Source organism: Streptococcus mitis (assembly GCF_001579035.1).
In the GTDB taxonomy this organism is placed as follows: Bacteria; Bacillota; Bacilli; order Lactobacillales; family Streptococcaceae; genus Streptococcus; species Streptococcus mitis_J.
The window spans coordinates 424,211-431,293 of the sequence record NZ_KQ970285.1 but is presented as its reverse complement, the minus strand read 5'-3'; the positions used below and the strand labels follow the sequence as shown (position 1 = coordinate 431,293).

4 protein-coding genes and 1 pseudogene are annotated in these 7,083 nt (G+C 30.5%); 1 reads left to right on the top strand and 4 read right to left on the bottom strand.

Translation table 11 applies throughout. From position 1 onward, the window contains the following. The 4 genes and pseudogenes from mngB to SMIDD26_RS02155 form a co-directional block, all read right to left on the bottom strand. Window positions 1-2,640: pseudogene (gene mngB / locus SMIDD26_RS02170) on the bottom strand (mannosylglycerate hydrolase); the annotation flags it as partial. Window positions 2,641-2,696: 56 nt separating this feature from the next. Continuing rightward, entirely contained in the window at window positions 2,697-3,791 is a 1,095-nt protein-coding gene (locus tag SMIDD26_RS02165; protein ID WP_061438762.1) for a PTS fructose transporter subunit IIC, read from the bottom strand. Continuing rightward, window positions 3,788-4,114: a PTS fructose transporter subunit IIB gene (locus SMIDD26_RS02160; protein ID WP_061438761.1), complete on the bottom strand. Its 327-nt coding sequence runs from the start codon at window positions 4,112-4,114 to the stop codon at window positions 3,788-3,790. The genes SMIDD26_RS02165 and SMIDD26_RS02160 overlap by 4 nt, the downstream gene beginning before the upstream one ends. Window position 4,115: 1 nt before the next feature. Continuing rightward, entirely contained in the window at window positions 4,116-4,571 is a 456-nt protein-coding gene (locus SMIDD26_RS02155; protein ID WP_061438760.1) for a PTS sugar transporter subunit IIA, read from the bottom strand. A 202-nt stretch (window positions 4,572-4,773) separates the two neighbouring features. Here SMIDD26_RS02155 and SMIDD26_RS02145 point away from each other — a divergent pair, with 202 nt between their 5' ends. Further along, window positions 4,774-6,711, top strand: a complete 1,938-nt coding sequence (locus tag SMIDD26_RS02145) for a BglG family transcription antiterminator (protein WP_061438758.1) — start codon at window positions 4,774-4,776, stop codon at window positions 6,709-6,711. Window positions 6,712-7,083 lie beyond the last annotated feature (372 nt).

Here is a 7,083-nt window from a genome sequence, read left to right as displayed (position 1 = left end):
TTTTATTGTGATTCATAGTAGGAAGTACAATAGATGATGATTCCGTATATATCTCTTTAGTTTCTTCTTTTAAATTTACAATTTCTATAATTTTGGGGATTTTTTTAAAGTTTAACTTTAAATTATTTTCTATCTTATAATCACCATTATAGAATCTTAATATATAACCATTACTTTCCTCTGCTTTTTTTACAAGACTTAAAATGCCATCTCCTTCCAACTCAAAAATACAATATTTTTCGGGTAAATTTCTTTCAACAGCAAACTGAGTGAATCTAAGACGAGTATTAAGATAATCAGAATACTGATAAACTTGAATCTCTTTTAAATAATCACTAACTACTTGGGAAAGTCCGTAATCATTCATATTTCCTTTATAATAAATTACAGAAAATTCAAATTCCATATTTTTATGACACTGAGCATCTGGAGTTGCTATAACCGTCTCTCCTGATGCTCTTCCTGGACGATACAGAAGATTTTCTTTTCCCATGAATCCATAAGTTCTAAATAAAGTTAATCTAATAGAGTTAAATCCGTCTCCAATAATTTCGTATTCACGTACTCCTTTGGGTATAACTGCAACACCACGCTCAACATTATCCAACGTAACAAATGATTGACAAGTTTCAATTGAAATTGGTACCTCATTCCATTTTTCTGCTTCTGCTTCCCAAAGTCCCATTTCTTTACGAACAACAGGACGTTTAATTGATCCGAACTGATGATCTGCTTTAGAAAATTTAGAAGCGATATCACTATCAATCACAACGCACATTCTATGACTGTCAACAAAACGATTATCAACATTAAATTTAAATTCAATTATTGGAGAGGATTTTTTTAAAGTTATAGATAAAGATACTGGCAGTTGACTATTTCTCAATCCAATTGATCTATCGTCAAGATTACCTGGAACTATAAAATCATATTGCAACTCCATTCTCTTAATCAATTCCGATTCTTCCACGATAATTTTGGGTTTAAATTCTGAAGAACGTACTACTAAATCCTGTCGTGGTGGAGAATAATTAAATGAATCACCATCATCTCCATTTTCCTCAATAATAGCTTGATTTTTATATATTTTTCCCGTTACCTTATCTAAAATATCAAGTGTATTATTTTTGTTAACATTAATTTTATAGAATTCATTTTCTATTTGAGTTTTATAACTTTTAACTGAATGTTTATGGGTATCCCCTTCTAAATCAAGATAAAAATTTTTATAACCAAATGCTGGAAGATTTTCGAAGTGAATGGCAATGTGTACTTTATAAACCTTTTCCGGCTTATATGTATCCTTTGCAGAATCGAGCACATTACCTTGTCCCAAAATGTAATCAGTTTGATCTTCAAATTTCGTAATAGTGTACTCATATTCATTGCCACTACTATCTTTAATTGAGAAATCTAATTGAGGCACATAAAAATCTGTCTCAACAACTCCATTTTTAGAACGACCAGACAGATTAAATGCTGTTGCAGTTATATCGCTATCACAATTAATACGCATAACTATTTCTCGCATTTTTAACTCTGCTAAATTTTCTGCTAGGTCTCGTGCTTGTTTATAACGTAGATAAACATCTTCATTTGTAGTATCTGATACACACGAACCTATCGAATCATGAGCTGCGTTCTCAAACATCAGTTTCCAGATTTCTTTAACTACCTCTACCGGATAATCAAAGCCCATTGTATTTGATAGTGTGAGTAACGGTTCCAATATATTTACCAAATAATTCTGTACTTCTGTATTCAATTTCTTCAAATCTGAACGGGACGATGAGATAGACTTATGGATTCTCATTAATTTTCCATTCAATAATTCTCCAGCAATTTCCTCTAGAATCGGCTGTTTTTCTTTAATAGATTTAATATATTTTTCATAATTAGAAATTTTAAAATTGAACTCATTTTTATATAGTTCACTCATTTGATTCAATAGTTCAACTAAGTTTTCTCTAGCAGGAGCCTGATCAAACCCATTCGGAAAAACAACTTGATCCGTGCTACTTCTCTCCAAAATTTTTTTAAACGGGTCCTTATGTAGATATTCTTTTAATCCTCTATGTCCTCTGGAATATCTCCGCCAATATAATAGCCTGATTGTATTTGATAAGCATTAACTATACTTCCATCTTCACCTTTCCATTTGAACTCTGATTGTTTTACATCATCATCACTTACACCACGCCAAAATAATGTATCATCTATTCCAAATTCTTTATATATCTGTGGCATTGCTGCTGATTGACCAAACGAATCTGGAACATATCCAACATTCATATATGGTCCAAATTTTTTACAAATGTTCATACCATACAACAAATTACGTACAATACTTTCACCAGAAATAACCATTTGATCCGTTTGTGTATACCATGGTCCAATTATAAGTTTTCCTTCATGAACTAAATCTGATATTAAATCTTTATCTTCTGGACACCAAGACAAATAATCATCCAATAGGGATGCTTGACCATCCAATGTATAGCTATCATATCCATTATTCTCTTTTAAAAGTCTAAGAACATTTTTAAAATTGTTCATCAAATAGATTTTTGAACGACTGGTCGTAAAATACCATTCTCTATCCCAATGAGAGTGTGGAACAACGTGAACTGTTTTTTTCATATTATACCTTCTTTACAAAAGGCACATATCTAGTGATACATGCCAATAATAGTTTCCTATTCAAAACTAATTTCAATATCATCAACACTAATTTCTTCAGTGGAAGAAGTATCATTGAAGTTTACGAGCATTGGCGCAATTCCACCAATGAAAGCTGCACCAGCAAATAAACCAACTAAGTATGCCCAGCCATTACCGACTGTGAAGAAACCATATACTCCACCAACTGGAGGCATCTTAGCGTACATTCCTAGTGCAATTCCAATTGCTGAAGCTAGTGCACCACCAATCATGTTGATTGGAACAAGTTTTAGTGGATTAACCATTGTAAATGGAATCGCACCTTCAGTAATTCCAATGAAGCCCATAATGTAATTATTTCGACTGGCATCAAGCAATTCTTCGCTCATTTTATCTTTGTGGAATAAGGAAGCTAAAGCATAACCCATAGGTACTGCACAAATAGCAACGTTAACAATAATTGCTGGTAAATAAATTCCTTCAGCTAATAATACATTACCAGCCATCCATGATGCTTTATTGATAGGTCCTCCTAAATCAGAACCAATCATAGCTCCCATGATTAAAGCTAGTACGACTTTATTTACATCATTAGCAATCATGTCTTTTATCCAACTTACTAAACCAGTATTAATTGCACCTAAAGGTCCTGCAAGGAGTACCCCCATAACAAGCGCTACAGACATAGTAGCAAATAATGGAAATACAATCAAAGGTAAAATTCCGTTATATTTTTCTGGAACTTTTACATGTTTTTTACACCAAACAACAACATAACCTGCGATAAATCCGGCAATCATAGCACCTAAAAATCCCGCATTAGTTTTAGAAGCAACTGCACCTCCGATAAGTCCTGCACCTAGAGCTGCTTTATCAGCGATTGAGTAAGCAATAAAACCGGCAAGAATAGTATTAATCAACCCGATACCAGTCCAACCAACTTGTTCAATTTGATATAAGTAATGTTCAAATCCTGCAGTTTCCGCAAATGAATCCAAACTTGTAATTCCCATAGCTAGTGCAATCATTTTAGGAATTGCTACTACTAAAGAAGCTCCAATAATCATAGGTAGAGCATAGCTAATCCCAGTCATTAAGTGACCCTTGGCTGTATTTAAAAATTTATTCATTTTGATTCTCCTTTATTTAAAATTGCATCCGCACATTTTCTAAGAACAGCTTCTGGAGCTTTAATACATGTCGCTATATTTACACGAATTTGTTTTTTTCCATCAAACCGTTTTTGATCAACAATCTTTTGATCTGTCGCTAACAATACAAAATCTGCTTCTGAAATTTCTGTCTGTGTTAACTTATTTACTTGACCTAATGATCCTTGTTGCTCAATACGAACATCATATCCTAGTTTTACTCCAGCTTTCTCAAGTGCTTTAGCTGCCATTGGTGTATGGGCTAATCCTGCTGGACAAGACGTTACTCCTACAATTTTCATATCAAATCGCTCCTTCCATCGCTTTTGAAATAATATTTTTTAGTTCATCCACATTGGATGAATTTTTTACCAAATTAATAAAATCATCTTCCAATAACGAAGTTGCTATCCTGCTAATCATTTCCAAATGTAAAGTCCCTTCAAACCTACTCGGTACTAATAACGCAAATACATTCGAAACCGGTTGATAATCAAAAGTTTCCCATTCGATTGGAGATTTTAATTTTAGAAAAAATACTGTTGGTTGTGAAATTATCTCTGATTTAGCATGTGGTATTGCAAATGATTCTTGTAATCCAGTTGATACCTCCAATTCCCTATCTAAGAACGCTTGTACTAATTTCTCTTTATTTTCAATAATTTGTTTTTTTAATGCATATTTTGCTATGTATTCAAATAATTCATTTTTATTTTTTACATCTACATTTAGAAGGATATTGTCCTTTTTGAACTCCATTATTGGACCTCCTTGATTTCTATAAATCAATATTACCACCATTTTTTAACGTTGTCACTAACTCATTTTTCCAGTTTATCAATGAAAAATGTGCATCAAATATTTTAAAAATTTCAATTATATTTTGGAAAAAACTAAAAATACTAAAATATTTAATTGTGATACAATATTATATAGTAGAAGCAATAATAGGAGGGATAGGATGACAATTTTAGATTATCAGAGATTGGATAATATTTTAAATCTCTTAATTGAAAGAGATGACGCAATTTCAATCAATGAAATTAGTTCTTTCTGTCATGTTTCTGACCGCACTATTAGATCTGATATCAATACAATAAATGATTACATAACAGAAAATGGTGCCAAGATTATACTACTTAGGAAAAAGGGATACACCTTGGATTACCATGATAGAGAACTCTTTGAAAAATTTTGGTCTGATAAGGACTCTGGAACATTTCTATTCACTTCATCAGAATCTAGACTAGCATATTTAGTCAGATTATTTTTAACAACTGATCATTATATTAGTCAAGATTATCTTCAATCAATCTTATTTATTAGTGTTAACACTCTATATAATGACTTTAGGGCATTAAGAACAAAATTCTCTCCATTCAATCTAAAGTTACAAAATAAAAGTAATCTAGGATACATTGTTGAAGGCAAAGAACAAGATATTCGTAATGCGATTATCAATTTAATTTTTAAGGAAAATTTAGATGATTATCTCATGCAAAATAAACAACTAGAAAAAGATATGTCCATTAATGTAAATTATGAGTTGTTTTCACAGCTATTTAATAAACATATTACAAACTATATAGAATTTGATTCAGATTATTTTAGAAGAAATATATTCTCTACTCTATTATTGACCATTAGCCGTATAAAATATAAAAAAACTATTACTAACTTTGATCAAGTATTTCAGTTGAATCCTGGCTCGCTCAATATCATTAATAATTTTATAAATGATATTAAATCATCGTTTGAAATTGAAATTTCAGAAAACGAACTTAGATATATTTATTTATGTATTGCAGAAAATCAACCTAGTGTCATTGATGACCATTCATTAAATGAAAATGATAATATTGCTCAAAGCATTGTGAACTCTATCAAACATACCCTATCAAATTCAACAGACTCAGATTGGCTATATGATAAAATTCTTGAAAAAAATCTTTTAGAACATATTAAATTATTTTTAAAAATACAAACTATAGACGCCAATCGAAATAATCCCATTATAGAAACAATTAAAAAAAATTTCCCATATGCTTTTGAACTAGCAATACAATGTAGTCAAAATATAGTAACTGAATTCGATATTCATTTTTCTGAGGATGAAATTTCTTATATAGCACTTCATTTAGCTAATTCTATAGAACGTAATACTGATACTAGTACAAAACAATACACTTTAGCAATAATCTGTGGTAGTGGAAAAACTTTCAGTTCTATTATCGAAACAAAAATAAAAAGAAGATTTCCAAATAGATTTTCTTCTATAACAAAATTATCGCTATCTGGTTTAGAAAAGCAAACTAATATAAAGTATTTTGACTTAAAAATAACTACAGTTCCAATTAAAGATTCCAAAAAATCAGATTATATTTTTATAAATATTGATAATCTTGATTCATCTATGCAATTAATCGATTTAGCCTTACATAATTTAGATAACTCATTGGTAGATAGCAATCTAATTTCAGAGGAATATTTCTTAACGATCAATACTAAATTATCAAAAATTGAATTACTAAATATTGTACATAATAAACTTCTATCCAATGGAAAAGTTAGAAATAATTTTTTAGATGATATTTTAGCTAGAGAAAATATTTCCTCAACTCTAATTTCTGACACAATTGCAATTCCTCACCCAATTGGCAATAGTGTTAAACAGAATGTCATTTTCCCAATCATTGCTCCTAAAGGAATTGACTGGGATGGAAAGAAAGCTAAATTTATTTTTGTGTTCGCTATCAAAAACAATGATAACAAGCAAATGGAATATATTTATGATCAGTTATTAGATTTTATCAGCTCCGATCATTCACAAACGAAACTTTTAAGAGAACCAACTTACAATAATTTCAACAGTATATTTAGAACACTTGATAACACATAACTTTTATCAAGCTAAAAACGACAAAAAGCATTTCGTAAATATCTCTATTCGAAATGTTTTTTTTATAAAACAAAATCAATATAACAACACACCAAAAAGTAAAGAACTTTTCAATACATATACTACCTAATTATTAGATTTCTATACCAGCGATATACTATCAATTTATTCTATTTATAATTCATTGAAAAATTAAGTAATGGTGAAAGTTACCTATTTTTACATTAAAAAGGACATCCAAGAGAAATATCTTGAATGTAGGTAAACGTCGATATAATCGTATTGATTAACGTTTTGAGGCAACTGACTTCGTCATGTTGCAGCCACATTTGTAAGCGACTAAAGTCGCAACAACTGTGTCAATTGCACCAA